Origin of the sequence: Peribacillus sp. NJ4, from assembly GCF_030348345.1 — a bacterium.
Lineage (GTDB): Bacteria > Bacillota > Bacilli > Bacillales > DSM-1321 > Peribacillus.
The window spans coordinates 3,436,438-3,461,751 of record NZ_JAUCFQ010000001.1; the positions used below are offsets into that span (position 1 = coordinate 3,436,438).

27 protein-coding genes and 1 pseudogene are annotated in these 25,314 nt (G+C 38.4%); 12 read left to right on the forward strand and 16 right to left on the reverse strand.

Annotated features, from left to right (window positions below; genetic code table 11):
• Window positions 1-80: 80 nt before the first annotated feature.
• The 3 genes from QUF94_RS17085 to QUF94_RS17095 form a co-directional block, all read right to left on the reverse strand.
• Complete coding sequence (locus QUF94_RS17085; protein ID WP_289318416.1) at window positions 81-1,613, reverse strand: esterase/lipase family protein; 1,533 nt, start codon at window positions 1,611-1,613, stop codon at window positions 81-83.
• Between the two features lie 809 nt (window positions 1,614-2,422).
• Entirely contained in the window at window positions 2,423-2,578 is a 156-nt protein-coding gene (locus QUF94_RS17090) for a hypothetical protein (protein WP_289316900.1), read from the reverse strand.
• 47 nt (window positions 2,579-2,625) lie between these two features.
• A complete protein-coding gene (locus QUF94_RS17095; RefSeq protein ID WP_289316901.1) occupies window positions 2,626-2,850 on the reverse strand; it encodes a helix-turn-helix transcriptional regulator in 225 nt (74 codons plus the stop codon).
• 134 nt (window positions 2,851-2,984) lie between these two features.
• On the opposite strand from QUF94_RS17095, the gene QUF94_RS17100 reads away from it, so the two are divergent.
• Both QUF94_RS17100 and QUF94_RS17105 read left to right on the forward strand, forming a co-directional pair.
• The gene (locus QUF94_RS17100) at window positions 2,985-3,623 is read left to right on the forward strand and encodes a LexA family protein (protein ID WP_289316902.1); all 639 of its coding nucleotides are present in this window, start codon (window positions 2,985-2,987) and stop codon (window positions 3,621-3,623) included.
• A gap of 239 nt (window positions 3,624-3,862) precedes the next feature.
• Entirely contained in the window at window positions 3,863-4,039 is a 177-nt protein-coding gene (locus tag QUF94_RS17105; protein ID WP_289316903.1) for a hypothetical protein, read from the forward strand.
• A 271-nt stretch (window positions 4,040-4,310) separates the two neighbouring features.
• On the opposite strand, the gene QUF94_RS17110 is transcribed toward QUF94_RS17105, so the two are convergent.
• A complete protein-coding gene (locus tag QUF94_RS17110) occupies window positions 4,311-5,000 on the reverse strand; it encodes an N-acetylmuramoyl-L-alanine amidase family protein (RefSeq protein WP_289316904.1) in 690 nt (229 codons plus the stop codon).
• Window positions 5,001-5,532: 532 nt separating this feature from the next.
• Complete coding sequence (locus QUF94_RS17115; RefSeq protein ID WP_289316905.1) at window positions 5,533-6,294, reverse strand: alpha/beta fold hydrolase; 762 nt, start codon at window positions 6,292-6,294, stop codon at window positions 5,533-5,535.
• 267 nt (window positions 6,295-6,561) lie between these two features.
• On the opposite strand from QUF94_RS17115, the gene QUF94_RS17120 reads away from it, so the two are divergent.
• Together QUF94_RS17120 and QUF94_RS17125 are read left to right on the forward strand one after the other, a co-directional pair.
• Window positions 6,562-7,476 (forward strand): phosphotransferase family protein, encoded by a 915-nt coding sequence (locus QUF94_RS17120; protein ID WP_289316906.1) that lies wholly within the window; start codon window positions 6,562-6,564, stop codon window positions 7,474-7,476.
• 271 nt (window positions 7,477-7,747) lie between these two features.
• Complete coding sequence (locus QUF94_RS17125) at window positions 7,748-7,996, forward strand: CotD family spore coat protein (protein ID WP_289318417.1); 249 nt, start codon at window positions 7,748-7,750, stop codon at window positions 7,994-7,996.
• Between the two features lie 69 nt (window positions 7,997-8,065).
• On the opposite strand, the gene QUF94_RS17130 is transcribed toward QUF94_RS17125, so the two are convergent.
• On the reverse strand, window positions 8,066-8,527 hold the full coding sequence (locus QUF94_RS17130) for a GNAT family N-acetyltransferase (protein ID WP_289316907.1): 462 nt from the start codon (window positions 8,525-8,527) through the stop codon (window positions 8,066-8,068).
• A gap of 799 nt (window positions 8,528-9,326) precedes the next feature.
• Between QUF94_RS17130 and QUF94_RS17135 the strand changes: the two genes are divergently transcribed.
• From QUF94_RS17135 to QUF94_RS17145, 3 genes are read left to right on the forward strand one after another with little or no spacing between them, the layout of a single operon-like run.
• Window positions 9,327-9,734, forward strand: a complete 408-nt coding sequence (locus tag QUF94_RS17135; protein ID WP_289318418.1) for a GAF domain-containing protein — start codon at window positions 9,327-9,329, stop codon at window positions 9,732-9,734.
• The gene (locus tag QUF94_RS17140; protein WP_289316908.1) at window positions 9,735-10,052 is read left to right on the forward strand and encodes a sensor histidine kinase; all 318 of its coding nucleotides are present in this window, start codon (window positions 9,735-9,737) and stop codon (window positions 10,050-10,052) included.
• Window positions 10,053-10,079: 27 nt separating this feature from the next.
• Entirely contained in the window at window positions 10,080-10,490 is a 411-nt protein-coding gene (locus QUF94_RS17145; RefSeq protein ID WP_289316909.1) for an ATP-binding protein, read from the forward strand.
• A 197-nt stretch (window positions 10,491-10,687) separates the two neighbouring features.
• Here the strand turns inward: QUF94_RS17145 and dnaN are convergent, their stop codons facing one another.
• Window positions 10,688-11,818 (reverse strand): DNA polymerase III subunit beta, encoded by a 1,131-nt coding sequence (dnaN, locus tag QUF94_RS17150; protein ID WP_289316910.1) that lies wholly within the window; start codon window positions 11,816-11,818, stop codon window positions 10,688-10,690.
• Between the two features lie 513 nt (window positions 11,819-12,331).
• On the opposite strand from dnaN, the gene QUF94_RS17155 reads away from it, so the two are divergent.
• Both QUF94_RS17155 and QUF94_RS17160 read left to right on the forward strand, forming a co-directional pair.
• A complete protein-coding gene (locus QUF94_RS17155) occupies window positions 12,332-12,661 on the forward strand; it encodes a DMT family transporter (RefSeq protein WP_289316911.1) in 330 nt (109 codons plus the stop codon).
• A gap of 25 nt (window positions 12,662-12,686) precedes the next feature.
• Complete coding sequence (locus tag QUF94_RS17160) at window positions 12,687-13,034, forward strand: DMT family transporter (RefSeq protein WP_289316912.1); 348 nt, start codon at window positions 12,687-12,689, stop codon at window positions 13,032-13,034.
• 220 nt (window positions 13,035-13,254) lie between these two features.
• Here QUF94_RS17160 and treR read toward each other — a convergent pair whose 3' ends face one another.
• The 3 genes from treR to treP all read right to left on the reverse strand — a co-directional run bounded on the left by treR (window position 13,255) and on the right by treP (window position 17,205).
• Window positions 13,255-13,968, reverse strand: a complete 714-nt coding sequence (gene treR / locus QUF94_RS17165; protein WP_289316913.1) for a trehalose operon repressor — start codon at window positions 13,966-13,968, stop codon at window positions 13,255-13,257.
• A 32-nt stretch (window positions 13,969-14,000) separates the two neighbouring features.
• Window positions 14,001-15,671, reverse strand: coding sequence for an alpha,alpha-phosphotrehalase (gene treC, locus QUF94_RS17170; protein ID WP_289316914.1), 1,671 nt, complete (start codon window positions 15,669-15,671; stop codon window positions 14,001-14,003).
• Between the two features lie 82 nt (window positions 15,672-15,753).
• Entirely contained in the window at window positions 15,754-17,205 is a 1,452-nt protein-coding gene (treP, locus tag QUF94_RS17175; protein ID WP_289316915.1) for a PTS system trehalose-specific EIIBC component, read from the reverse strand.
• A gap of 362 nt (window positions 17,206-17,567) precedes the next feature.
• Here treP and QUF94_RS17180 point away from each other — a divergent pair, with 362 nt between their 5' ends.
• Complete coding sequence (locus QUF94_RS17180) at window positions 17,568-18,152, forward strand: CGNR zinc finger domain-containing protein (protein ID WP_289316916.1); 585 nt, start codon at window positions 17,568-17,570, stop codon at window positions 18,150-18,152.
• Window positions 18,153-18,165: 13 nt separating this feature from the next.
• On the opposite strand, the gene QUF94_RS17185 is transcribed toward QUF94_RS17180, so the two are convergent.
• Window positions 18,166-18,363 (reverse strand): hypothetical protein, encoded by a 198-nt coding sequence (locus QUF94_RS17185; RefSeq protein WP_289316917.1) that lies wholly within the window; start codon window positions 18,361-18,363, stop codon window positions 18,166-18,168.
• A 176-nt stretch (window positions 18,364-18,539) separates the two neighbouring features.
• On the opposite strand from QUF94_RS17185, the gene QUF94_RS17190 reads away from it, so the two are divergent.
• Entirely contained in the window at window positions 18,540-19,094 is a 555-nt protein-coding gene (locus QUF94_RS17190; protein WP_289316918.1) for an HPP family protein, read from the forward strand.
• 135 nt (window positions 19,095-19,229) lie between these two features.
• On the opposite strand, the gene QUF94_RS17195 is transcribed toward QUF94_RS17190, so the two are convergent.
• Window positions 19,230-20,342 carry a DNA alkylation repair protein gene (locus tag QUF94_RS17195; protein WP_289316919.1) on the reverse strand — a complete coding sequence of 371 codons (1,113 nt, stop codon included), beginning with the start codon at window positions 20,340-20,342 and terminating at the stop codon, window positions 19,230-19,232.
• 98 nt (window positions 20,343-20,440) lie between these two features.
• Between QUF94_RS17195 and QUF94_RS17200 the strand changes: the two are divergent.
• Window positions 20,441-20,539 (forward strand): annotated as a pseudogene (locus tag QUF94_RS17200) (IS6 family transposase); the annotation flags it as partial.
• Between the two features lie 352 nt (window positions 20,540-20,891).
• Here QUF94_RS17200 and QUF94_RS17205 read toward each other — a convergent pair.
• The 4 genes from QUF94_RS17205 to QUF94_RS17220 are packed head-to-tail and all read right to left on the reverse strand — an operon-like array spanning window position 20,892 to window position 25,196.
• Window positions 20,892-21,686 carry an XdhC family protein gene (locus QUF94_RS17205; protein WP_063234629.1) on the reverse strand — a complete coding sequence of 265 codons (795 nt, stop codon included), beginning with the start codon at window positions 21,684-21,686 and terminating at the stop codon, window positions 20,892-20,894.
• A gap of 26 nt (window positions 21,687-21,712) precedes the next feature.
• A complete protein-coding gene (locus QUF94_RS17210) occupies window positions 21,713-22,579 on the reverse strand; it encodes an FAD binding domain-containing protein (RefSeq protein WP_289316920.1) in 867 nt (288 codons plus the stop codon).
• Window positions 22,576-23,040: a (2Fe-2S)-binding protein gene (locus QUF94_RS17215; RefSeq protein ID WP_034312987.1), complete on the reverse strand. Its 465-nt coding sequence runs from the start codon at window positions 23,038-23,040 to the stop codon at window positions 22,576-22,578. The genes QUF94_RS17210 and QUF94_RS17215 overlap by 4 nt, the downstream gene beginning before the upstream one ends.
• Window positions 23,037-25,196: a xanthine dehydrogenase family protein molybdopterin-binding subunit gene (locus QUF94_RS17220; protein ID WP_289316921.1), complete on the reverse strand. Its 2,160-nt coding sequence runs from the start codon at window positions 25,194-25,196 to the stop codon at window positions 23,037-23,039. The genes QUF94_RS17215 and QUF94_RS17220 overlap by 4 nt, the downstream gene beginning before the upstream one ends.
• Window positions 25,197-25,314 lie beyond the last annotated feature (118 nt).

Consider the following 25,314-nt stretch of genomic DNA (forward strand, 5'->3'; position numbering starts at 1 on the left):
CCTTTTGCTGAATCATTTCAATACATTTCACCCAAAAAAAAACCTCTCAATTAAGAGAAGGTCTTTTCTAATCATTTTTACTATTTTTCTATATAGACCGAACGAATCAATGTACGGGTTCTTTCAGTACCATTCACATTTTTTTCCTTGACATCAATCGTTACATTATAAACACCTGATTTAGGTACTTCTGGAAGAGTACCAGAAAAATTTCCGGCGTCCATTACCTTAAATGAGCTTTTTTCACGAATTTCATTACCGTTTTCATCTATTAGATGAACCGAAAATGTTGTACTGATTGGCCTTTTGTTATCATTCATTGGATTCTTTATTAAAAATTTTGCATCTTTTTGCTTAACTTTTCCGGCCATACTTAATGTAATGGGATTCTTTTCGTTAAAATGTGCTGTGAACAGGTATGCGTCTTTTGGCGATTTAGTCTTCAGTCGAACTCTCCAGTCACCAATTTCAAGGTTATTTCTATTAAATGTTTGGATGGTGGCACCATTAAAAAAGGAAGTTTCATTTTTTGCAGAATGAACTTTTAAGGAAGGTGCATACTTTTTATTGGAAGGAGAAATTAATTCGACCTCGACATCATTTGAAGCTGTATATATGGTTATATTACCTGGGGCTGCTTCATTTACATGGAAACTTTTTTCGTTCCAGACATTTTGTTGCAGGACATCTCCCAGGACGGTTTGAGAGAGTGCGGTTGTGATGACATCATCTTCAACCCGTTCTTTATAATTGACATTTAAACCAGGAATCCCAGCAGTAGAAGTGCTTCTTAAATAGGGTTCAATTCTTGAAAATACTGCTGAACCTACTCGAATATTGTCGTGATCATAGTTGGGATCCGTAAATAAATGTGATGCGTAGGGTATTTTTGTACTCCAAACATTCACTAGACCATCATTTTCTCCATATGAAGATAAATATTGTCCACCCATTGATAAAGCTGAAAGAACCGGCCCCCTATTCATACCGGCCACGGTGAAATACATATTTTTACGGGAGTTAACATGGTTATCCGTGACAGATCGAAATTCCGCCATTTTACCAACTTGTAAAGAATAAGTTCCTTCATCTTTTTGACCCAATAGGGAACCAAGCCAGCCCGCATACCAGCTATAAGCCAAATCAGCTAGGTTAGAACCGTGATGAGGGGCCGCTAAAGTGATGACCCTTCCGACATATTGGTGTGCTCCATAGTGTACTAGAGCCGCTTGGGTGTCTGGTCCCCCTTTACTGTGGGCTATTATATTTACTTTTTCGCCGCCGAAATGGTTACTGATTTCTGCAAGCATTTGAGCTAACAGCCTTCCATTAGCATATTGGCTCACTGATCCATTTCCAGCTGAATCATAAAGCTGAACAAAAACCGTTTGGTAACCGGCTTCATATGCTTTGGTATACATATCATTTACACCATGATAGTCCGTTTCACCGTACCAGCTGGTTGAACTGCCATTTTTCCCTTGGACAAAAACGATCGGAGGTCTATTTGTGTCAAGATTGGGAGGGATACTTCCCAAAAACCAATCCCCTGGGTTGAAAGTTTCGGACGGCGGCTTCAATTTTCCTGCTGAGGAAATGTTAGGCTTAGCCATAATTAATATGGTAAGAATGAGGACAAGAAAAACGACATAATTGATTACCTTCTTTTTCAATTGCTATCTCCCCCTATATCCTATGGAATTTTTCGAATTCGCCTATTATCAATGCCCTCCTTCACAGGTCTTCTATAGCATTCATTAGTTTATATTTGTACTATTGCATGCCATTACCTGCTGAATTCATAAAAGATGGGAGAAAAAAACTAGAAGAAATTCATTAACATAGAGATAAAGTATGAAGATTTCCTTGAATTCATTTTCATTTATGTAGATGTTGATGGGGTTTACCTTGGCGATACTGATTTAGTTTGTTTTCCTTACTTGGGTTTACCTGGTCTACCACATTACATGACCTGATTGGGCTCCAGAACAAATTATTAAGTAAATACTTAACAGCGATTGTATATAAATACAAAAATAGAACAAGCCCTTCTCCTGCAAGGGATAGAGGGCTTGACTTTTTTTATGAACATCCTTATAAATTTCCCCTTCGAATGTGCCACTGTCCAATTTCCCCTAATCATGATTCTTCATCAATAAAATTTCCCCATTACAATTGGGTCCCCCATCGAAATTGCATTTCCATCAAAATCACCACCATCATGTTCCGATTGGAAGTTTACATGCAAGCGACCCTTTTTTTGGTTAAAAACTCCTTTTAGCCCCCTCCTCCCACATACCCGTAATTCACCCTGAGAACTGGATAATTAATTTCATTTATAAGCTCGTCCTTTCGATTGAACAAATTTGAATACACCGTCGTGTACGATAATATCATCAATGACCTCTCCACGAATTTCCTTTCAAATCGCAAAGGTGCTAACGGCAGCTCCTACTGCAACTTCAGAGGACCTAATTTCCCTTTCCACTTTTTTCACCTTCTTTCCATCCTCACTTGAATCATCATAATCATGAATTTTGTCCCTTGGCAGGTCAGTGCTATTGATTAAATTTTTCAACCCAGGAATGGTCACACCAGTAACGGAAACTGATAACCTTTAAATATTCAACTACATTTGAAGTGTAGGTCAGGATCAAAAAAAATGATATCGTCGATCGAGAATCCTACACATTCAGCGAACATATACGCCTTATCAATTCGCAAAGGAATCTTATATTGTTCATAATCAATGTAGGTCCTCTTGGCCATCTTTAGCACTTTAGCCATTTCGTCTTGAGTTAATCCTTTATACTTCCTCGCTTGTTTAAGTGTGAACTTAACGTTTGTCATATCTTGTCACCACCTGTCTAAAAAAATGATATCACACTTGAAGTATAGTTTCCAACAAATTTTTGTAAAATTCACGCACTTCAAGTTTACTCACTTTCACTCATAGTGTATATTCAAGTGAGAGGTGAAGAAATATGCACATTGGTGAACGCATTAAAATGTTAAGAAAAGAAAGAAAAATGACACAAGAAGATTTGGCAAATATATTAAAAGTGGCCCCAACGGCAGTATCAGCTTGGGAATCCGGACGGAATAAACCTTTAATGGATAAATTGAGCATGATGTCCTCATGCTTTGAAATCCCGCTGTCCCACCTTATTGAAGGAGCACCAATCGTTAGAAACGATCCTACAATGGAATTTTTAAATGAAAAGAATGTAAGATTAATTGGTGTCTACGGAAATATCCCTGCTGGAGAGCCTAATTTCACCAACGAATATATAGAAGCGTATATGCCGACATTAAATTCCATGCTAAAATCGAATAAAGAGTATTTTTTCCTTAGAGTGAAAGGCAACAGCATGAACAAAGAATTCAGTGACGGATCATTGATCCTTGTTGAAAAAACAACCTACGTCGAAAGCGGAAAAATTGGTGTGGTTTTGGTAAATGGTCACGATGCCACAGTCAAAAAAGTGAATATTAATGAAGAAAATATCACACTCATGCCCTGCAGCACGGATCCTTTTTATGAAGAAAAAACCTATAACATCAAAAATGATAGAGTCCGAATTTTAGGAAAAGTGGTTCAAGCCATTAAAATATACGATTAATATCCATACTAGGGTTTCAATTGCGGCAATGAATAAATTAATGACAAGCAATAGTACATTAATTAGATTCAATTCGTTCAGTTCAGGCCTGTATTCCCTGATACATATTAGGTACAAATCATTTTGGTTTGTGCTTTTCAGTATTGTTTTTAGATGATTTGCCTTTTCCAAAAGATATAAATTTGTGTCAACCTATTAAAAAAGCATACCTTACATTAATAAAGGAGTGAAATGATTGCATGCAATATGATCGATATGATACCAGGATACCGTCTCCTGGGCATCATTCCCATATTAGCAACTTTACGGATACGATGAAAAGTTCATCACCAACTTATACAATTCCTACAGAACCAGTTTTCTTTGACCATTTACTGATGAATTTAGGAAAAACAATAACTGCCGTACCAATCTAAAAATAATAAGAATCTTTGTTTAACAGTTTTAAGAATGGTTTTTAATAGACTTTGTAAAAAATCTACTATAGGTTAATAATATTTTAGTCATAAAATACAATTCCTCTCTTTTTTAACAAAGATTTTCTCTATTATCGAAAGAATGGACATGATTATTTCTTAACTTGAATATTCCAGAACCAGAAAAAGCCCTCTCTTTTAGAGAAGGGCTTCCCTGCGTGGTGTGCTTACTGGAAGTTATAAATAATTTAACCAGTCAATTATTAATTATTCATTTCACCCGCAATTTCTGGTTTACTGTAATGGTGAACTGACTGTCAAGACCATTCCAATCTTTAATTTGCTGAACAGTACTGCCATAGGTCATACTTAAGGAATATACGGTGTCCCCACTAACGACATTGTGGTATACAGCAGTACTTTTCTTTGTAAGATTGAACCATTTAACTAAACCGTTTACATGTCCGCGAGCCAGTGATTCGATAAAGGATGACGTTTTCAATTTGGCTGCGTCATTGACATTATCGATAAATCCATTTTCAGTCAGGAGTGCAGGCATATCCGTTTCACGGAGTACATGTAGATCTCCTGTTTTTTGTCCTCTGTCTTGGATGTTGATAAGCTTCATGACCTCTGAATGAATATAATCTTGATACGTTTTCGTTACCTGATTAGTGGACGTATAAATGTAATCCTCATACCCAGTGCCGCCGCCAGCATTAATGTGGATGGAGAGGTAGAAGTCAGCTCCCCAAGCGTTCGCTTGATTCGTCCGATCGTTTAAAGAGATGGACGTATCTTGGGTCCTGCTCATTTTTACAAAAACGTTATTATATTCTATTAATAAGATGTCTTTGATTCGAGTTGCAATGGATAAAGTTAAATCCTTTTCTTTCAATCCATTCCCCACCGAGCCTGGATCCGTACCGCCGTGGCCTGGATCAATAAACACTTTTACCATTTTGATCACCTCTATTAACCTTATGTTACGTTTAAACAAATGCTTGTACACATAACCATCGGATAAAAGAAATTTCATAATAATAGAGATTCTTCTTCGTTTTCCTTACAAGCTGTCTCTATTAACAAGAAATGAGGCCTTCCTTCTCCCTTTCGTTCCAAAAAAAATACACCAATGCTAGTGTACTTTTACAATCACCCTATGGACGAGAATCTTTCGACTTCTTGAAAAAGATTCATTCCATTATTTCACTTTGGTAAATTCAAACAAGAGTAATTGCCATCAAGCTTTCAACAAGGTGATGGAAGGAGATAGAGGGCTTAAGGATTATTGAATTGGATTAGAGACAAAGATGAACGACAATTAAAAATTGTTCAGAGCTAAACTATAATAAATAAAAATAGGACCTTAAGGAGGTCCAATACTTTTTGAATATTATCAACGTTTAGAATGAACATAGGCTAAACATAGTTTAACCTTTATCTTTAACATAGCATTTAAACAACAATACTTTAAATAAAAGTCTTTGCATTTATTGGCTATGGTTTGTTATTTTTTCTGCACAATCTTTTATTGAGTCAATCACTACAGTTGGTTCGGTAAATTGTGGAAAATGTCCACTTTTTTCAGTGACAATGTGTTTGCTGTTTCTTGACAATGAAAGTAATTCCAATTGATTCTCAAGTCGTTTTTTTCGAGCTTCCTCTGGCATCATTCGATTTTCTTGTCCACCTGTAATGACAAATACAGGTATATCGGGAAAATCATTAAATTGATGGATTTGATTTATAGTTTTTTTTACAAAATTAACTTCATTGAATTGTTTATGTGAAGATAAGGAATCCAACATCTTGAAGATCTTATTAATGATTTTTACTGCCTTGCCTTGATATTCATTAAGGCTTATATCTTTTGGGTGGCTGGATTCCAAAAAAACAATTCCTGCTACTTCATTTGGGTAAAGTCTGGCATATAAATTAGCATATAAGCCGCCTAACGAATGTCCAACCAATAAGAAAGGAGGTTTAAAGCCCACTAATGTAAGTGCTTCACGTAAAGTGTTAACAATATTTATCCCGTCTTGGTTTTCCTTCGGTTTATCGCTGCCAGCAACACCCAAACGATTATAGGAAAATACTGATGATGATTCCGAAATTGCCGGTAGGATTTTCATCCACCCCTCTATCGGTCCCGAACCACCGTTAATCAAAACTATATTTGGTTTTCCGTTTCCACTAATATTATATTGTAAGGTCCCTTGCGGTGTTTCCACTTTATATTTCTCTATTTTCAATGTATGACACCTCACTTTGTTTACATTACGTTACGTGTGTAACAAGCGATTAGTTTCATTTATTGAAGTTCTAGCCAAATACTAATGTGATTCTAAGAAATACAACTTTTACGAAAGTAATAGGAAAACTGGACATTGGTATCATTCAATTGGTTTTCAATTTATATTTTTTATAAATCAACCTTACCTTTAACATTGCCAAAAAGAAAAAGGGCTGAATGATACCCATATAAAATGTGAACTTAAACCCTTAAAAGGAGTGGACCTATGAATAATGAATGTAGTAAGTTTGAACAATTGGTTCAAAAGTTGGATCCAGGAAATAAGCTCATTCGCACATGGGAATTAAAAGGCGGGATTTCTGCACAGGTGACAGGACTTGAATTGTTACAATCTACAGGGCAAATCATAAAAATGGTCATTCGTCAGCATGGTGATAATGACTTGAAACGGAATCCAAATATTGCGGCAGATGAACACAAGCTCTTAGGGATATTGAAATCTGCAGGTTTGCCTGTACCGATTCCCTATTACTTCGAATCCTGCGGGGTTTTTTCCAAACCATGTATACTTATCGAGTTTATTGAGGGCAAGCCAGAGTTCACCCCCTCAAATCTTAATGATCATATCTTACAAATTGCAATCAATCTAGCAAAGATCCATCGTGTTGATTGTGCAAATCTATCTTTATCATTCCTGCCCAAACTAGAAAATTCATATGTAGAAATGTTAAATAAAGAAAGGGTAATCAAGGACGAAGGATTAAATCTGAGCTTAATTAGAGATGTGTTAAAATCATTCATGCCATTATCCTCAATGAATAAGGAAGTGATCCTTCATGGTGATTATTGGCCTGGAAATATATTATGGAAAGAGGATAAATTAGTTTCCATTATTGATTGGGAAGACTCAGGCTTAGGGGACCCTTTGGCTGACCTTGCCAATAGCCAACTCGAAATTTCATTTCATTATGGAATGGAAGCAATGAATGACTTCTCCAATCAATATAAATCCATGATGCCTGAAGTGAATTTTACCAACTTACCCTTCTGGCAATTATTTGCTGCATTACGATTATCTTCATTTCCTGAATGGGGCTTGGAAAAAAGCAAGGAAAATATCTGGCGGGAAAGACACAAGTCATTTGTTCATCAAGCGATTACCCAGATTGGCAAAAATTAATAACCGTTTATAAGTGAAAGATATTATTCCTTAGATAAATTCTCTTTCCCCAACTACGGGAAAGTTTATGATCCCGTAATCTATTTTAAATACAGTGTCATGATGCAGCCATTATTTTTGATAAAGGCATTTATACTAGTCCCTTTATCATTTATTTTCATAAACTAACAATGAGTTTCAAAAAAATATAGGAGGTGTTGAAATGTATAATAAGCCCTGGAGACATCCGAAAGGCGGTCAATGTCCACCACAATATTGCGCACCTCAAACAATGCCTACTCAGTATAATCCGCCACAAACCTCTCCAACAAAGCAATATGTTAAAACAAATGTCATTAACACTGTGATTCCAGTTTTTCATCCGACACATACAACTACCGTGAATAAGCACTTCATCACGTATAAGCATAATTTTCCGCATACCCGAAGTGTCGTGGCAGAGTGTTATACCCAAAGCCAAAGATTTATTTGTGGAGTTCCTCAACCTCCCTGTTTTTCAAAGAGAATGTTAAGATATTAATTAAAAAACCCCGATTCGGGGTTTTTTTCCCTTCCTCCAAACCTCTAAAAAATGGGAAATCCAAAGTGGTTATAACTGTCTAAATGCAAACTCCCTATATCTTTTAAAGTGTTGCTTCTTATAAAACTCTTTTGCATCATTGTTTCCAAACCAATAATCCAGTTCAATTAAATCTATATCATTCTTTTTCGCAATTTCATATACCTCATTCATTAGTTGCTTACCATAACCTTTTTGGGTTTGACTTTCAACGATACTAAGCTGATGCACATATACAGATTTATACCCATATTTAAAAGCATTTTCTGGATAGCTTTTTATTTCAATCCAAGCGTAACCGATCGGTTCCTCATGTTCTTTTAATAGAAGAAAAACAAATCTGTCATTTTCAATCAAATTTTTAAAAGTTTCTTCCATTGCGCTATACTTATATTCTTTAAAATACTTAGGATATAGTTTCGCATGCAGGCTGTGAACAGTTTGATTTAATTTTGCAATTACTACATGATCCCAAGTTTGACTAACATACATAATAATTATCCCCCTTTAAAGCATGTACGGATACAGCGATTAACGGCACGTGCCAAATGGACAGTGGACAGCATTAAATATATGAATATACTTTCTGTGGAGTTAGTTCACGAAGCCAAAAATGCAGTTCCACCGATACCGACTCTGGAGACTACAAACACCCTCCACCCCAAGTTGCTAAGTTAATAAAAATATGGATTTTGAAGAACTTGTCTAAATAACGTATATTATTTTTTTAATAAGCAGATATGGAGGCTTCTGATGAATCTCCCACAGTTTTTTCCGAAAGCTCACTTGTCTGCTGCTGGTTTATTAAGAAAGTCCAAGCCATACCACGTTCAAATGAAATACTAACGTTTATCATAATCAATAATTAATTTTTTACCACTTTACTATTCCGAAGATTCATAGAAAAAAGATTCCGCTGCCCCGAATAAGGGACAAGTCCATCAAAATTCAATCCATCCGTGAACTTAGTGTTATAATTAGTAGTAATCAGAAGAATAAACAACATTTTGAAAGACTTTAGTGCCTTTCATTAAAGCAGGCTTACCGGAAATTTTAGGGCGAAGAAACAAAATTTCTTTAATAACTTGATGAAGTCTCACAATATGTTGCTGTTTAGGAATGTCAGATAGGATTCTAATGTAATTCCCTTTTAATTTTAAAAGGGAACCTATTATAATGGGCTTTTATTACCCTTGGCAATCCGTATGACATAGGAGGAATAATATTGAACAATATGAAAGAAAAAAGCCAACTTTAGCGAGAGCGTTTAAATGCTTTACAGCGGTATCAAATACTTGATACACCGCCAGATGGCGCTTTTGACAGGGTTACAGCCCTGGCATCGCAACTACTCAATGTCCCTATCGCAATAACAAGCCTCGTCGACACGGATCGGATTTGGTTCAAGTCCCATCATGGTTTGGATGTGGAGAAAATAGATAGGGAGCCAGGGCTTTGTGCTTCGGCCATTCTTAATAATGTTCCTTATATTCTTAATGATGCTAGTTTAGACCCCCGATCATTAGCGAATCCTTTGGTTGCAGGTGAAAACGGATTTCGTTTTTATGCAGGCATCCCATTGAATACCCATGATAACCACAACCTTGGCGTGTTGTGTGTCATTGATTATAAACCACGTACAATTACAGAAGAAGAGTTGGATATTCTCAGGTCTCTTGCACAAATCGTCATGGATTAAATGGAATTGCGTCTGGCTTCACTTCACATAAATAAACTCAGTAAGGATAAATCCGACTTATTGGCGGTCTTAAGTCATGAAATCAGAAACCCCTTGAACGGGATTATGGGAATGGCAGAACTGTTACATTCAACTGAATTGACTGAAGAACAAAAAGAATATACAGAAATCATTGAAACGAGCGGAAAATCACTGCTTACGGTGCTCAGTCATATATTGGATTATTCGAAAATGGATGTAGGTAAAATGGAAATGAACATTCAACCATTCGATATCCGTTCCTGTGTGGAACAGGTCATCCAACTATTCACAGCGTAAACCGCTAAAAAGGGAATCCAACTACTAGTGGAAATCGATTCTAATATTCCTATGGTATTATTGGGCGATGATCATAAGATTCGTCAAATCCTCGTTAATCTAGTAGGAAATGCCATTAAATTTACGAATAACGGGGAAATTAACATTGCCGCCGCTTTGATTCCCGATGAAAAAAACCTTGATTTCATTCGTATATCCTTCACTGTGAGGGATACAGGAATCGGTATCCCAACTGACAAAATCAATGGATTGTTCCATTCTTTCAATCATATGCATCCCCAAGGATATGAAGAAATGAACAGAGGAACTGGATTGGGGCTTTCCATTTGCAAACGTTTGACGGAATTGATGGACGGACACATTTGGCTTGCTGGGACAAGCGAAAAAGGTTCTACCTTTACCTTCGAAATAAAGTTGCCGGCATTAAGCCAGGAATGAAACCCTATAGTAAACTATTACTTCAATAGATATGAATTACAATGGGCCAAGACTTTTATAAGTTTTCTACTGGGTCTCTTTTCTTTGTTCTTTTTTTATGGTGGATGCTATTGACCATTCCCCATCATAATTTTCTATTAATTGCTGCTCCGTTAATCGATTTAACCTTTTATTCGTTTCCTTTATACTTTAATCCTTTATTTTGTTCTCACTGGTGAAATAAGATGACGATATGAAGAATTACCGCTTGGTTCGATTAAGACAGGTCTCATTGGACCACCAAAACTTAGTCTGACCTCTTTTTCTTTTATCGCTTTTAAGGCATCCATTAAAAAACTTCCATCTAGTGATATACTTAGCCCCTCCTCTCCTGTGATTGCCATGATGCTTTGCGTTTCTTCTATTTCCCCTAGTTCTGCTGTGGTAGAAGAAATTCTTAACTTAGTATTATCCAGGATTTCCAGATGTACATTGTTATTCCTCGATTCACTTGCAAAAAGGCAGGCTCTGTCAATACCTTTTAACAGTAGATTTGTATCCAAGGTGATGATCGTTTTTAAATCTTTTGGCAGCAACCCTGATACATTAGGATAATTACCTTCAATCAGCCTAGAAAAAAGTGAGAAGTTGTTTGATTTAAACACCATATGGCTTCTCGAGATGAAAATATGTATAACACCCGATTGATTATTAATTAACTTGGTTAACTCATTAAGGCTTTTACTTGGAATGATGAACGAACCATTCACCTTCGATTCTAACGCAAGTTCTCTTACCGCTAAACGATGGGTATTTGTTGCAACACAAGAAAGTATGTTATCCCTGAATGTCATATTGACGCCTGTCAGAACGGGTCTGGCCTCAGTTTTAGAAACGGCAAACGCAGTCTGCTTAATGATTTCCAGTAATTCAACACTTGGGATTTTAAAATGACCATCTTCATCAACTTGAGGAAGGTTTGGGTATTCCTCCGAATGGAATCCATTTAGATTCGTTACAATTTCATTTGATATAATGGTAACTGATTGATTTTCGTTCAGCTTTACATGGATATCATCAGGTGATTTTTTAACGATCTCACTTAAATATTTTGCCGATAATACGACAGTACCCTTTTCGTAAACCTCCAATACCCTTACTCCATCAATCGTTAAAGGAATGTTTTTTTCAATGACAATATCGGAATCACTGCCAATAAGAATTAAGCTATCGTCATTAGCCACTATCATTATTCCTGATAAAATGGGTATTGGTGTTTTTATGGAAACTGCATGGCTGACTTCAGAAATCGCTTTAATGAAACACTCTTTTTTTATTAAAAATTCCATGAAAGAAGTTCACCCCATCATAATCGTTTAATGAACTTAATTCGACAAAATTCCTAAAAATCCCTGTTTGACCTTATTATTAAGCCAGTCTTGTAAAAGAAAACTCCCCAGCAACATTTCTATAATAGGAAGGGCAAGCATGCAATGCATATCTCATAACGATACTCTTTAACTGGAAGATGTGGAATTACAAGAGTACTAGATGCACTTGACAAGTAACCTGCAGGTATCGTTAAATATAAAGACCGTCTGGACGGTTTTGTGATTATATGTTACTCATAGATTCAATTGACTAAAAGGAATTTGTTCTTTTATCGTAAGAACGGCTGCAAAACAAGCTTTAATAGCTGAAGTGGCTAATTATATCCTTTTTCAACTAGGATAGGATATATTTTTTAACGATAGAAAATATTAGACTCGCAATAAGGTTTTAGTTTAATATGGGGACTTTAGATGATAAGATGCTTGGGAATGTGATTGGAAAGAGTAATGAATATACAGGAGGAGATTATCTTGAATCCTTATGCATTTTTGGCAATAGCCATCATAAGTGAAGTTTTTGGTAGTTCGATGTTAAAAGTATCAAACGGATTTAAAAAGTTATACCCTTCCATTGGTGTGGTAATGGGAATGGGGTTGGCTTTTTATTGCCTGTCTTTATCTCTTATATCCATTCCGCTTGGGACGGCTTATGCCATTTGGTCGGGAATAGGGACTGCTTTAACTGCTTTAGTGGGAGTTATCGTTTATAAAGAAAGCTTTAACCTGAAAAAATTTTTAGGTCTAGCCCTAATCATTGGAGGAGTGGTTGTTTTGAAACTCTCCAGTGGCGGATCTCATTAACATTTTAATAATCGGAGGTAATAATATGAAAGGGTACATAGCCTTAGGAGTATCAATCATAAGTGAATTATTTGGTACGACCATGCTTAAGTTATCTGAAGGGTTCACACATTTATTCGCTTCATTTGGGGTTATTATAGGATTTGGAATAGCATTTTACAGCTTATCTTTATGTCTTAAAACAATTCCGTTAAGCTTGGCATATGCCATTTGGGCAGGAATAGGGACAGCTTTAACAGCATTAATTGGCGTATTATTATGGAATGAGCCATTTAGTATCATTACGTTGGGTGGCTTGGTATTGATCATTGGTGGAGTGGTTTTACTAAATGCTTCACACACCCCGAAACAAGCAGGAGAAACGTCAAACTAATGGTTTGACGATCCTCTTTCCCCGCTCGTTGAACAAGAAAAAGAGCTGATGTCCTCTTTACTCCTTACATTTTTACCTTACACCTTGAACCGCATTAGAAAAGGCCGCCATGGCGACCTTCTCTTTTTGAATATTGAATTTAATGCTTTGACCTTTTTTCTGATAACCTAATTGGTCATCACATTTCTTCCTTAGCCTTTTCAGCTTATGGCTAAGGCTTTCACCAAGTCCTTCGTGCAAAGTCCGTGAACTTGAATTTATCAGGTCTATGCCTTGATTCGCTATATTGAAACAAGCTTCCATCGATTAAATGGACGGTACTTTTCACAACTGCCACCATATCGTAGTCTTCTATGTCCAATAATTGTTTATCTTCTTCACTGCATGGCTCCACGGTAATTTCCTTATTGGAAAAACCAATCTGGAGCCCGAGTTCCTTTTCGATATAACCATAAATTGAATCCTCACAAATTTCCTTTGTCAGGTTAGTTACGAACTCACTATTGAAATAGTCTTTGTCCAAAATGATTTTCTTCCCATTAATTTGTCGAACCCGGAACACTTTCCATACTTCCTCACCTTCAGTTAAGTCAAGAAGCTTGATCATGCTTGAGTCGGGGGTCTCAAGCTCCATGGTATGGATGATCGTTTTGGAATGCAGATTCAACTTTTCCACCATTTCTTTATAGGAAATCAAGCCTGCTACAGGAAAATTAAATTTGCTAAAATCCAACACAAAGGAACCCTTGCCTTTGATTTTATGGATATACCCATTTTGTTCGAGCAAATGTAAGGACTTTCTCACAGTATCCCTGGATATGTCGTACTCTTCCATGAAGCTGCTTTCGGAAGGAAGCTTTGAATTTGTCGGAAAGGTTCCTTCTTCGATTTTTGAAACAATATCACCATAAAGCGATAGGTATTTGCTGTTCATTTCATCACCACAATATATTTTTTGTTAGTCCCCTACTCGTCCTTTTTCAACAAATAGACAACCGATTCATAGGGACGAAGGATAATATCATTTGCAAGGTCTTTCGAATCGATATAATTTGAAAGTAGGAGCTCTGACTTGAATCCGGATAGGTCAGCATCTTTTGGAATTTCAAAGGACGCTTCTTTTGCATAAAAGTTATTGATGACCAAAAGTTTCTCATCTTCATAACTGCGTATATAGGAGAACAATTGATCATGATCTCCTAGAATTTCCTTATAGTCCCCATATGCAATGATATCATGTTTCTTCCTTAAGAATATAAGTTTTTGGTAATGATGAAAAATGGAGTCCTTATCCTTCAGTGCTTGTTCAGCGTTGATGATCCTAGCATTATCAGGCACTGTAATCCATGGCGTCCCTTTTGTAAAGCCTGCATGCTCCGTATTTTCCCATTGCATGGGAGTTCGCGAGTTATCACGGGATTTAGCTTGAAGGATTTCGATTATTTCCTTTTCATCCTTGCCTGCCTCTTTTAAAATATTGAAATAATTAATCGATTCCACATCCCGATATTGTTCAATATCATTGAATTTCGGGTTGGTCATCCCTATTTCTTCCCCTTGATATATATAAGGGGTCCCCCTGAGCATATGAATGGCTGTTGCCAGCATCTTGGCCGATTCCTTTTGATACTCTTGATCATTTCCAAACCTGGACACGATCCTTGGCTGGTCATGGTTACACCAGAACAGGGCATTCCACCCATTTCCCTCTTGCATCCCATATTGCCAGCTGCTTAGGATATCCTTTAACTTCCTGAAGTCAAAATCTGTAAGTGACCACTTTTCCCCATCCTTGTAATCCACCTTTAGATGATGGAAACTGAATACCATGGATAGCTCCTTTTCATCTGGAGATGAATATTTGATGCAATGGTCAATGGTCGTCGATGACATTTCCCCTACTGTCATCACCTCTTCATCCTTACCAAAAGTTTCTTCATTCAGCTCTTTCAGGAATTGATGAATTTTTGGGCCATCTGTATAAAAGCAACGTCCATCTCCATCTTTGTCATTTTCAAATAAATCGGGTTTCGATATAAGATTGATGACATCCAAACGGAATCCTTTGACACCTTTATCCATCCAAAAGTTTACTACATTGAAAATTTCCTCCCTTACTCTGGGATTTTCCCAGTTAAGGTCAGCTTGTGTCCGATCGAACAAATGAAGGTAGTATTCATCATGTTCCGCTAAATATTCCCATGCAGAGCCTCCAAATTTCGAAATCCAATTCGTAGGGGGCTCTCCATCTTTCGATTTCTTGAAAATATAATAGTCTTTATATTCTTTCTCTCCAGCCAATGCTTTTTGGAACCATTCATGCTCCGTTGATGTATGGTTGAATACCATATCCAACATGACGTGGATATCCCGTAAATTAGCTTCCTTCACCAATCTCTCGAAATCATCCATTGTCCCAAACACAGGATCAATAGATGTGTAATCCGCTACATCATATCCATTATCATTTTGAGGTGAACGATAAAAGGGGGTTAGCCAAATATAATCCACTCCCAGTTTGTCAAGGTAATCAAGTTTTTCAATTACACCATTTATGTCACCAATGCCGTCACCGTTTGAGTCCTTAAAAGACTTCGGATAAATTTGATATATGGTACTTTTTTTAAAATCCTTCAATTTATATCCTCCTCTGCTGTCCCGGATGTATCTTTTTGGTCAGTATGGTAAAAAGGAGGGAGAATGCTCTCCCTCCGCATTATTAAGCATTTAATTTCGTTGGTTTCGTTCTTGTTTTCAAGTTCATTTGTGGACGCTTGGAGAATGCTATAGTCAAAATGAATGGGACAACGAAAGCAACCAACATCGCGAGTGCAAACATTCCCATATGCTGTGGCTGGATGGAAAGGATACCTGGAATACCCCCGACACCGATTGAGTTTGCCATTACTCCAGATCCGACAGAAACGATTCCTGCGAAAAGTGAACCGATCATACCGGCTAAGAACGGAAAGCCGTACTTCAGATTAATACCGAACATGGCTGGCTCTGTTACACCGAGATAACATGAAATCGTGGCGGGAATCGAAACTTGTCTTTCCTCCTGATCCTTTCTGTTGATGTAAATCATCGCAAGCACTGCTGTACCTTGTGCAATATTGGATAAGGCGATCATCGGCCATAGGTTCGTTCCACCCAATTCACTCATAAGCTGAAGATCGATTGCGTTTGTCATGTGATGCAGTCCTGTGATGACAAGCGGTGCATAGGCAAAGCCGAAAACGGCAGCAAATAGCCAGCCCACTGATGAATTCAATCCGGAATATACAACCGTAGAAATGACTGAACCGATTTTCCATCCTAAAGGCCCCAAAATGGTGTGGGCAATGATTACAGTTGGTAGTAAAGCAAAAAATGGAACGACGATCATGGAAATGGAATTGTGTACTTTATCTCTTAAGAACCGTTCTAAATACGCCAAAACGAACCCTGCAAGTATAGCTGGGATGACTTGGGCCTGATAGCCGATCATATCGACCTGGGCAAAACCGAAATCCCAAAAAGGTATGTCACTTGCCTTTGTGCCTGCAACTGCATATGCATTAAGAAGTTGTGGGGAAACCAGGGTTAACCCAAGGACGATGCCGAGAATTTGAGTCGTGCCCATTTTCTTTGAGATGGACCAGGTAATCCCAACTGGAAGAAAATGAAAAATAGCTTCACCTATCAACCAAAGGAAGGCATGGACCCCTGCCCAAAATTGTGAAATATCCACAAGGGTTTTCGTGCTATCATCGAACATTTTAATATCGCCGATGATATTGCGGAAACCAAGGATGAGTCCGCCAACGACTATGGCAGGAATCAGTGGGGTGAAAATATCCGCAAGATGTGCAATCATTCGCTGCAGCCAGCTCATATTCTGTTTAGCTGCATTTTTCACATCTTCTTTTGACGCTTCCTGAAGACCAGCTATGGAAACGAATTCATTATAAAACGATGATACTTCGTTCCCGATAATGACCTGGAACTGGCCAGCCTGTGTAAACGTTCCTTTCACAAGCTTAATCGATTCGATATTCGTTACATCCGCCTTGGAGGGGTCTTTCAAAGCAAAACGCATTCTTGTCGCACAATGCGTAACCGTCGCAATATTCTCTTTCCCTCCGACATGTTGAAGCAAATCCGTTGCTGGTTCTGTGTATTTACCCATTTCACTACTTCCTTTCCCTAGAAAGCAAAATATAGTTGTTTTTATAACCTGTACGTATAGGTTCTGTATACGCTTTCATATTATCCTGTACGTACAGGTTCTGTCAAGAACTTTTTTCCTCTCTTGCATTTATCTTTTAGAACGATTGATTCTCACGGGCTTTGATTTACCGATCTGGAAATTGATAAAAAAGTTGTTAACACGATTCATGTTATCCCGTAAAAGTTGCATGCAATACAATAAGTTCTTCCTAACATGATAAGTATCTCTGAGAAATGCCTAAATAGGGTATAATGATGATATAACCTCTTAAATAACATTTCAATGGTTAGAATATAAAAGGCAAACGGGGGATGAATTTTATGTCTGAAACTAATAAATTCCCACTTATATCCGGTTATCTATCTCTGGATTTAGTGAACACAGAACTTGTAAGTCGTGGTCAACGTCAAGACTTATTGCTTTCAGAAGGCGATGCACTGGACTGGATTCAGGTAATAAAAGGGGAAAACTCATTTTGGGATGATCAGCTAATCCTAAAAATAAAAGAGAGAATCGGACAGGTATTAGAAAGTATTCTAGAAATGCGTACTATTTTAAGAATACAATTTGAATCAATAGCAGATGGGAATCCAATTCCTGATGAATTTATCGCTTTTTTAGAAAAAAAAATCAAAAAATCACCTTTCACTTATAAATTAATGGATCAAAAACTGATTGCCATACCTGTTGGAGAAGCCGAAGATATCCTGCAAGCTTATATTGCCTTTGACTCATTAAGTTTAATTGAAGAAAATAAGCTGTCATCATTAAAGCGATGCTCGAATGATGATTGCGTCCTGTTATTTATCGATGAAAGCGGAAGACGCAAATGGTGTTCAATGAAAATATGCGGGAATAGGAAAAAGGTAGCCCGATTTCAACACCGGAAATCTGATGATGAATGAAGAATCTACCTTATTAAATAAGTTTGTCAGTCTGTAAACAAATTTGATGTAAACTGGTTGCCTGCAGTTTCATTATAAAACGGTTCCAGTTAATTTCAGAAATCCGCTCCCTTTCCGCCGACTGTCTGTCAAGCCTCCTCAAAGCGAGCGACTGTGGGGTCTTGGCTAGCCAGTTATTCGGCAGGAGTGTAACAAATTTCTTCACATCCATTTAGGATTTCATACAACAGTAAAATGATTCGGGATGAAATTATTCTGAACCTCCTCTTGTCGACACATTGAGTTGGCTTTTTTTTATGGCTTTTAAAACTAACCATTAAAATTAACTTTGACAGGTTATTTTATTTCATGTAAAGTCTAATTATATAAAATAGGGGAGGGTTCACTTTGGACCGTATTTCAGTAGCGAGGCATAAAGAAAAATGCTTTTTTCATATTCGTTATTTATCGAAGATGAAGGGAAAAGGAAGAAGCCCTTTACAGATAAATGTAAAGGATGCAATAACGGGGTTGATTGGGGGATTTTTAACTATATTCGCTTTAATTCTCTTAACAAAAATAACATCAGCAGTGTGGTTAATGGCTCCATTTGGTGCCAGCTGTGTACTGGCGTTCGGTCTGTGGAACGCACCATTATCACAGCCGCGGAATATTATTGGCGGCCATTTTGTTTCAACATTCGTAGGTTTAACTTCCTATCATTTTTTTGGCGATGAACCTTGGGCAATCGGCTTGGCTGTCGGATTAGCAATTGCGGTGATGATGCTGACAAAAACGACGCACCCGCCAGCTGGGGCAGACCCGCTAGTTGTCATGCTTGGCCAGTATGGCTGGAGTTATTTATTTACTCCTGTTTTAACTGGTGCTGTGATAATCGTTTTACTGGCATTGTTAATTAATAATTTGCGCAGCAATCGGAGCTATCCAACTTTTTGGATTTGATTGCTTTTTAATGTGTTATTTGTAATGTTTCACTATCATGAAATAATTAAAAACGAGGAACTCTCAGCTCCTCGTTTGTCAGATATAAGTGCTCGTAATCCTGTTAATTAAGATTTCCCAAACTTTTTAGTATCCTTATCTTCCATCGTTTAGTTTTACATGCGTTTCGGCAACTTCCACTCCGTTTATGAGAAGGGAGATTTGATGGATCCCCATGTAATGTCGACGTGTCGTTAGGTCTTTCCAATTGTGAATCCTCACTTTTTCAACTTCTTCACTACTTGAGAAATCCCTATCTGCCAAAAGGAAAATTTTACGGGAAGTTTTCTGATTTGCTTTCACAAAATCGATGGCATACTCGATGCGAAGTTTCACAGAGTTCTTTTCTTGAACTCGAAAGCCGAAATGAAGTTCACTCGTTTCCCCAATAAAAATCGAGTCTGGTTCATTTCTAATAAATGCGTTTGTAATGATATACGGATTATTCAATATATCCGTATATCCAAATAAAGAAAGGACTTCTGGATCTGCTTGACGAACTAAGGTCCTGCATCCCCGTCGAATAATCCAAATCGTGTTGGGTTCTCCGCTTTCACGCCAGCGCTTGGCTGTTTCTATTACGGTTTTTGGATGGTCTTTGGCAATATCATTCAAGTTATTGGCAACACTTTTGCGAACATATAGGGATGGATCGTTTTTCAGGTTCTCAAGTAATTCCAGGACGGGTGCCGGATCGGATTTGAACATCGGTAAAGCTTGGCCCCAAGGTAACCTGGGCCTGCACCCCTCACTAGCCAGCCTGCGGACATGCTCATCATCATGATTGGTCCATTCCTTCATCTTCTCGATCATAAAAACGGGATCAAGCAAGATAAAAGCACGGATTGCAAATTCAGAGGAGGACCTTGCTGTAAAATGCTCCAACGCATCTAGCGATAACGGCCAATCTTTCTTATTCAATCCATGTACCTCTACAAAATCCGGGAAAAATAAATATCTAAAACCCTCACAATCCTTATCAAGCCGATACAAAATATCCAAAGCCTCTTGATAATCACTTGGAAGATGCTTTCCAAGAGTAATGGAAATGTGCCTAATTCGTTCCTTTAACTTTCTTTCGTCCCAATGCTCATCCATAACTTTCCCAATGAACGATTCAGTAGAAAAAGACGAATACACGCCTCTTACTTTTTCACTGAATTCTCGAATGAACGTTTCATTATATAAATCCTTTAAGGGTTCAGCCATTTTTTTCACTTCTTTTCTTCAGGTTAAATTTGCTTTTGGATACTTGCACTACCTATCAGCTATCATTTCAAACTATGTTATGCACTCTCATCCATAGAGCGATGCATATCATTAAAAAAGGACAACTTACTTTACAGGACAAGTCTGTCCAAAATCAAGTGAAGTTCATTCATCAACTATTTGGAATGGCTGCATAAGAGCTGATTCTATAGGAACCTATATACCTCTTTCAAATGGATGTAATCTTTGCACCAGAACCCGTTTCCCATAAGCCCATCTAATATCCCCATACAAAATCCCTCCCCAAATTTTTCTTTGTGTATTGTATGTTAGTAGTAGCATATAAAGTGAAATATTCCTACCATATTAATGAATTAATCAAAACGACAAAAAGCCCACTCTGAAGAGCAAGGGCCTGCTTCTAGCTTTTATCAAAGAAAAAAGGTCAGTCCCACTGAGTTAATACATTAACAAAGCAGGGACTGACCCCATTGTCTATTAGACATTTTGATTTTAGCTTTATCTGCCTCAGGTGTTATACCTTTCTACTTATCTATTTAATTGTTTCACTTTTACAGGCTTTTTTTCCTTGCTTAATTTGATGATTTGACCGATAATACTGATTGCAATTTCTTCTGATGTTTCCGAGTCAATTTCCAATCCGATTGGAGAATGGACCTGCTCCAACTGTTCTTGCGTGACCCCTTCACTTTTTAACTTTTCAAATATGCTTATGACCTTGCGTTTACTGGCTACCATCCCAACATATGCAATCGGAAATTGCAGTGCCGTTTTTAATACAATATCATCACAATCTTTTGTAACAATTACCACATATGATTTTTCATTTAGGTTGGCTGCGAGCAAAGCCTTTCCAATATCCTCGTTCACAAAAAGGTTTGTCGCATTCGGAAAGCGTTCCTTTGTACAATAACCAACGCGATCATCGACAATGCAATAAGGATATTCGAGGAAATCAGCGAGCTTTGCCAACGCATGGCCTAAATGACCGGCCCCAGCCAGAATGAGTTCAGGCCTGCTTGTATAGACTTCAATAAAGACCCGTAACGTGCCGCCACAATTCATCTGAATTCCGTCTTTTGCATGTTTATTCAACTTATATTCAACGATTTTCGATTGGCCATTTTGGATCGCCTTTACACTATCTTCGATCACATAGTGTTCAGCCAAGCCCCCTCCGACAGTCCCTTCAATGGTACCATCCCGGTAGACAATCATTTTTCCAACATGCCTGGGAGTCGAGCCCTTTGATTCAATAATCATGGCTAAAGCAAAGGTTTCGTTTTGACGCGTCAGCATGGCCACTTTTTCCATCAGCTGCATGAAAAGCTCCCCCCTATCTTTAAACATTAATTCGGTTGATATTGCTTCATGCTAAGAAAATAACGTAAAAGATGTAAAGCAACGGTTTTTCTGTAAGCCGCAGTGGAGCGTTGATCGTCGATTGGTCTAATGATTTTATCGAAGGCTGCCACAATCTCAGCGATGTCTGCATCGGCTAATGGTATCGTTTTTCCAACCAGCTTCTTCTCAATATCAATGGAACGAACCATCGTAGGTCCGACCGCCCCGAAGGCAAATCGAATGTCATCGATTCGATCTTTGCTTATCCGGACGAAACCCGCAAACGATACTTTGGCAATGGCATCTGCGTTGCGGTTACCGACTTTCTCGAAAACGACATGTGAATCTCCTAATACGAACGGCAGAATAATCTCCGTTACTATTTCATTGTGAAAGCGTTGAACCTGTCGTGGACCTTGAATGAAATCGCTAATCGCAACCATGCGATCACCATTTACGGAGCGCAACAGAAGCTTTGCATTGTATACATATAATAAAGGAAGCATGTCACCGGCTGGAGAGGCGTTGCAAATATTACCGCCTAATGTTCCCCGGTTTCTAATTGCCGGGGCAGCAATTGTTTTAATTGCATTCTTTAAAGCAAAAGGAATCAACGGATTTTCAAGTAATTCACTATAGGTACAGCAGGCCCCGATGTGGAGATCCTTGTGATGTTGATACACCTGCTTTAATTCGGAAAGATGATTAATAAAAACAATCGGTTTAGGGATTTTTGGAGGTACTCCCCTTCTACTTTTGTGAAGAACCATAACATCGGTGCCTCCGGCTATGATTGCACAATCATCTCTATTCAATTGGCTCAAAGTTTCGTCTAAACCCTCGAAGCGATACGCTGTTATTTTCTCTATCATAAGCCATCACCTTTTTTAGCTGCTAGGTTAATCGCCTCAACAATCATATTGTAGCCCGTACATCGGCACAGATTTCCGGAGATGCCCTCACGAATTTCAGCCTCTGAAGGATGAGGATTTTCAGATAACAAAGCTGCACTTGCCATAATCATTCCCGGTATGCAATAGCCGCATTGCACTCCCCCGGCTATGGAATAGCTTTCATCTAAAATTTTAAATTGTTCCGTTTCAATGATGCCTTCGATCGTTTGAATATCGGCACCAGCAATCGAGCCAATTGGAATAAGGCAGCTGTTTTGCAGGAGGTTATTCACAAAAACACTGCAGGCTCCGCACTCCCCTTCACCACAGCCTTCCTTTGTTCCGATTAACTCAAACTCATCTCTTAATAAATCTAGTAATCTTGCTGTAGCAGGGGCGTCAGTTTCTACCGTTCTTCCATTTAGTGTGAATTTAATCAACCCTCTTCACCTTCTTTCATCCAAAGACTTTCAATAATGACTTCCGGTGTAATCGGAATTTGCTGAAAAGAAGTTTGCAGGGCATCCTCGATCGCAGCTTGGACTGCTGGAGCGCCTCCGATTAAAGTCAATTCACCTGCGCCCTTCGCCCCGTATGGACCATCAGCATAGGGGTTATCAAAGACCTTGCTTTCAATTGAAACAACATCCAATGAAGTCGGCGGTCCATAATCCGATATGCTTTTTTGTTGGATTCTACCTTGGTTTGACGTCATCTTTTCTAGATAACCGTATGCTAGCCCTTGAGCCAAACCACCGTCAATTTGGCCTTTCATAATCCGTTCATCAATGACCTTCCCAACTTCATAATTGCCGTATACTTTTTCTAACTTTATATTTCCTGTTAACGTATCAACTTCTACTTCAACGATATTAACGCCCCATGAATAAGCCGGGTAGGCATCTCCAGTGAAGGTTTTCTCGTCCCAAGGAATCATTTCACGGTGAACATAGTGCTCAACTACTTCCTGTTCCACCCCTGTTTGCCACTGATCCTTAAGTTTTTTTGCGGCCCGTTCAAGCAATTTTCCGACAATCATCGTCGTCCTGGAAGCTACGGTCGGACCCGAGTCGGGAACCTCTTTTGTATCGGGATAAGGGTACAAAACATCTTCGAACGGGAGGTTAAGTTCTTTGGCGACAATTTTACACAACGTCGTCAAAATACCTTGTCCCATATCAGAGTTTGAGATTTTTAGTGATACCTGGTCGTCCTTTGATTTAACCAGCTTCACCGTTGCTTTAATATGATCTCTTTCGCCACTGCCTGTAAATCCACAGCCGTGGAGGAACAACGAAGTTCCTATGCCTTTTTTATAGCGCTGATTTTGTTGATTTAAGCGCTGAAAGTCTTCTTTTTTCTTTTTGTATTCTGACACGTTGAGTACGTCCTCAATCATTTCTTCCACTAATATCGGGTCGCGGAATTTGCCTTTGGTGATGGTGGGGTCTCCTTGTTTGACTAGGTATTTTCGTTTATATTCAAGCGGGTCGATTTTTGCCAGTTTACTAAGATGTGCAATATGACTTTCGATTCCGGCAAAGCTTTGTGGAGCACCAAAGCCTCTGAAGGCGCCGTTCGGAACGGTATTGGTTTTTAAGACATAGCCTTTTGCATGAAAATGCGGAATTTTATAAACACCGGCACCGTTTATTAATGCGCGCTGCAGCACGACAGAGCTCAATCCCACATTTGCCCCTCCATCGAGAAAGATGTCAACACACATGCTCAGAATATTTCCTTCCTTATCAAGGGCCGTTCGATATTTGAGTTTGGCCGGATGTCTTTTCGTCGTAACCAGCATATCCTCAGAACGGTCGAACACGAGCATTACCGATTTTTTGACTGTTCTTGCGGCAACGGCTACGTGACAAGCCATCATCGAAGGATAATCTTCTTTGCCGCCAAAACCGCCGCCGGTAGGACTTTGAACAACTCTGACTTCATCGTCACCACAGGCTAACGCGCTTAGCAATGCATTTTTTATATAATAAAGACATTGCATCGATCCCTGGACGACAATTTCATCATCCTTATAAACGGCGAGCATTCCTTGCGGCTCAAGGTAGACATGCTCCTGATAACCCGTATCATATTCTTCTTCGATGATTTGATGGGCTCCCTGCTCGATAGCTGAAATGTTCTCTAAGCTTTCCCCAAATTCATAGCTTGCCAAAACTAAGGATGCTGATTTTTGCTTGATCGCTTCGTCCAATGTATAGATAGCCTGATGTTCTTCAAATTCAACCTCCACTTCATTTAACAAACTGTACAGGATATCCAGGTCTTTGCCCGTGAGCATGAGAATCGGCTCACCAATATAATTGACCCACTCATTGGCAAAAATGGGCTGATCTTCTTTGATAATTTTGACATAATTCGGTCCGGGGATATGCTCTGCTCCAACAGCTTCATACCCTTCCGGAAGGTTAGGTAATTGAATGGATATGATTTTTCCATGAGCAATTGGCGATCGATACAAAACACCATAAACCATATTTTCCAATTTCACGTCACTAATATAGGGCAACTGGCCCGATACTTTACCTTTATGGTCCTTTTTGGGCACTGAGGTGCTTATGTCTTTGAGATTCATTGCAACAACACCCTTCGACTCATTTTTTTAAAGGGACATATTCTGAATAGAAACCTCTTCCTACGATTTTATAAATGGAATGATCTTTTATGATTCATTTCTATTCAAGATTTTCGTA

Excerpts from the sequence above, each read along its gene's own strand:
- QUF94_RS17210 (WP_289316920.1), bottom strand. The coding sequence starts at position 22,579 with ATGATAGAGAAAATAACAGCGTATCGCTTCGAGGGTTTAGACGAAACT.
- QUF94_RS17105 (WP_289316903.1), top strand. The coding sequence starts at position 3,863 with ATGCAATATGATCGATATGATACCAGGATACCGTCTCCTGGGCATCAT.
- QUF94_RS17100 (WP_289316902.1), top strand. The coding sequence starts at position 2,985 with ATGCACATTGGTGAACGCATTAAAATGTTAAGAAAAGAAAGAAAAATG.
- QUF94_RS17195 (WP_289316919.1), bottom strand. The coding sequence starts at position 20,342 with ATGGCTGAACCCTTAAAGGATTTATATAATGAAACGTTCATTCGAGAA.
- QUF94_RS17085 (WP_289318416.1), bottom strand. The coding sequence starts at position 1,613 with ATGGCTAAGCCTAACATTTCCTCAGCAGGAAAATTGAAGCCGCCGTCC.
- QUF94_RS17125 (WP_289318417.1), top strand. The coding sequence starts at position 7,748 with ATGCCTACTCAGTATAATCCGCCACAAACCTCTCCAACAAAGCAATAT.
- QUF94_RS17185 (WP_289316917.1), bottom strand. The coding sequence starts at position 18,363 with ATGGATGTGAAGAAATTTGTTACACTCCTGCCGAATAACTGGCTAGCC.
- dnaN (WP_289316910.1), bottom strand. The coding sequence starts at position 11,818 with ATGGAATTTTTAATAAAAAAAGAGTGTTTCATTAAAGCGATTTCTGAA.
- QUF94_RS17120 (WP_289316906.1), top strand. The coding sequence starts at position 6,562 with ATGAATAATGAATGTAGTAAGTTTGAACAATTGGTTCAAAAGTTGGAT.
- QUF94_RS17220 (WP_289316921.1), bottom strand. The coding sequence starts at position 25,196 with ATGAATCTCAAAGACATAAGCACCTCAGTGCCCAAAAAGGACCATAAA.
- QUF94_RS17110 (WP_289316904.1), bottom strand. The coding sequence starts at position 5,000 with ATGGTAAAAGTGTTTATTGATCCAGGCCACGGCGGTACGGATCCAGGC.
- QUF94_RS17160 (WP_289316912.1), top strand. The coding sequence starts at position 12,687 with ATGAAAGGGTACATAGCCTTAGGAGTATCAATCATAAGTGAATTATTT.
- QUF94_RS17140 (WP_289316908.1), top strand. The coding sequence starts at position 9,735 with ATGGAATTGCGTCTGGCTTCACTTCACATAAATAAACTCAGTAAGGAT.
- QUF94_RS17180 (WP_289316916.1), top strand. The coding sequence starts at position 17,568 with ATGTCTGAAACTAATAAATTCCCACTTATATCCGGTTATCTATCTCTG.
- treR (WP_289316913.1), bottom strand. The coding sequence starts at position 13,968 with ATGAACAGCAAATACCTATCGCTTTATGGTGATATTGTTTCAAAAATC.
- treP (WP_289316915.1), bottom strand. The coding sequence starts at position 17,205 with ATGGGTAAATACACAGAACCAGCAACGGATTTGCTTCAACATGTCGGA.
- QUF94_RS17205 (WP_063234629.1), bottom strand. The coding sequence starts at position 21,686 with ATGCAGCTGATGGAAAAAGTGGCCATGCTGACGCGTCAAAACGAAACC.
- QUF94_RS17130 (WP_289316907.1), bottom strand. The coding sequence starts at position 8,527 with ATGTATGTTAGTCAAACTTGGGATCATGTAGTAATTGCAAAATTAAAT.
- QUF94_RS17095 (WP_289316901.1), bottom strand. The coding sequence starts at position 2,850 with ATGACAAACGTTAAGTTCACACTTAAACAAGCGAGGAAGTATAAAGGA.